Annotated in this window: 2 protein-coding genes; both read right to left on the reverse strand. The window is 70.0% G+C overall.

The window, feature by feature from the left end; genetic code table 11:
• Positions 1 to 878: ABC transporter substrate-binding protein (locus G3N97_RS38715; protein ID WP_205997985.1), on the reverse strand; the 878-nt coding region annotated here is incomplete at its 3' end.
• A gap of 1 nt (position 879) precedes the next feature.
• The coding region (locus tag G3N97_RS38720) for an ATP-binding cassette domain-containing protein (protein WP_205997986.1) at positions 880 to 1481 on the reverse strand (602 nt) is incomplete at its 5' end.

Raw genomic sequence — 1481 nt, forward strand, 5'->3', positions numbered from 1 at the left:
CAGAACGGCGGCAGCGCGGCCACGCGCCCCGCCGCGACGGGCGGCAGCGCGCGCCACAGTCGATTGCTCGCGAGCTGGCGGTCCACGCCTGCGGGCAGCGGGTTGAAATAGAGCAGGCCCGCGTCGGGCGCGCCGGCCAGTTGTTCGAGACCGGCCACGCCGATGCCCCAGTAATCGGTCGGGCCGTGCCACGCGTTGCGCAGCGCGAGCGCGTCCATCACGTCCTGAAACAGGCTGCGCGCGCCATAGACGCCCACGTGGCGGCCATCGAAAAAGCGAATCAGGTAGAGCGGATCGGCGGGGCCGAGTGCGTGATGTGCGTCGTGCTCGTCGCGCGCGCTCGTACGCGCGTGGTCGAGTCGAGCGCGCGCCGTCTCGATGGCGTGCCGCGTGCCGTCGATCAGCGCCTGCGCCGCCGCTTCGCGATTGCACAGCTTGCCGAGCTGCAAGGTCACCTCGCACGAACGGCGATACGGCGAGCCTGCATCGGTATACACCGCGAACGCACGCACGGGCGCGATGCGTTCGAGCATCTCGCGCTGCGATTCCTGGCTCGAATTGATGAGGATGAGGTCCGGCGCGATCTGCTGGAGCAGTTCGAGGCTCGGCGCGAGGCGCAGGCCCACGTCGGTCACGCCGCGCGGCACGGCGGGAGCGACCACGCTCGCGTTGTAGCTGTCGATTTCGGCGACGCCCGCGGGCATGACGCCCATCGCGAGCAGCGTTTCGACGAGACCCCAATCGAGCACGACGACGCGCGGCGCACGCGCGGGCACCGATGACGCAGCAGAAGCGCCGGAAGCCGCGAACGCGCGCGGCATGTCGAGGCACAGAAGCGGAAGCAGCGCGGCGCGCCGCAGCAGGGTGCGTCGCTGCATGTCAGCGCGCGACCGCAAGCCGGCTTCCGCTATGAGGATGCGGCAGGATATCCATCGGAATGCCATAGATCGATTCGAGCACGCGGGCGTCCATCATTTCGTCAGGCGTGCCGCACTGAAGCAGGCGGCCGCTGTGCAGCGCGATCATGTCATCGCAGAAACGCGCCGCGAGATTGACGTCGTGCAGCACGATCACGACCGTGAGCGCGCGCTCGTCGGTCAGCGTGCGCAGCAGGCGCAGCACCTCGATCTGATGCGCGATATCGAGCGCGGAAGTCGGCTCGTCGAGCAGCAGACAGGGCGCGGCCTGCGCCACCAGCATCGCGAGCCAGACGCGCTGACGCTCGCCGCCCGAGAGGTGATCGGCGAGCTGCGAGGCGAAACGCGCGGTGTCGGTGAGGCGCAGCGCCTCGTCGATATGCGCGTGATCGTCGGCGCTCAGACGGCCGAGCGCGCCGTGCCACGGATAGCGGCCCAGCGCGACCAGCTCGCGCACCGTCATGCCGTCGGCGGCGGGCAGTTGCTGCGGCAGATACGCGACCTTGCGCGCAAACGCGCGGTTGTCCCACTGCGCGAGCGGCTGCCCCGCGAACGTGAGCGTGC

The sequence above is a fragment of the Paraburkholderia sp. Ac-20347 genome, assembly GCF_017104805.1.
Taxonomy (GTDB): domain Bacteria; phylum Pseudomonadota; class Gammaproteobacteria; order Burkholderiales; family Burkholderiaceae; genus Paraburkholderia; species Paraburkholderia tropica.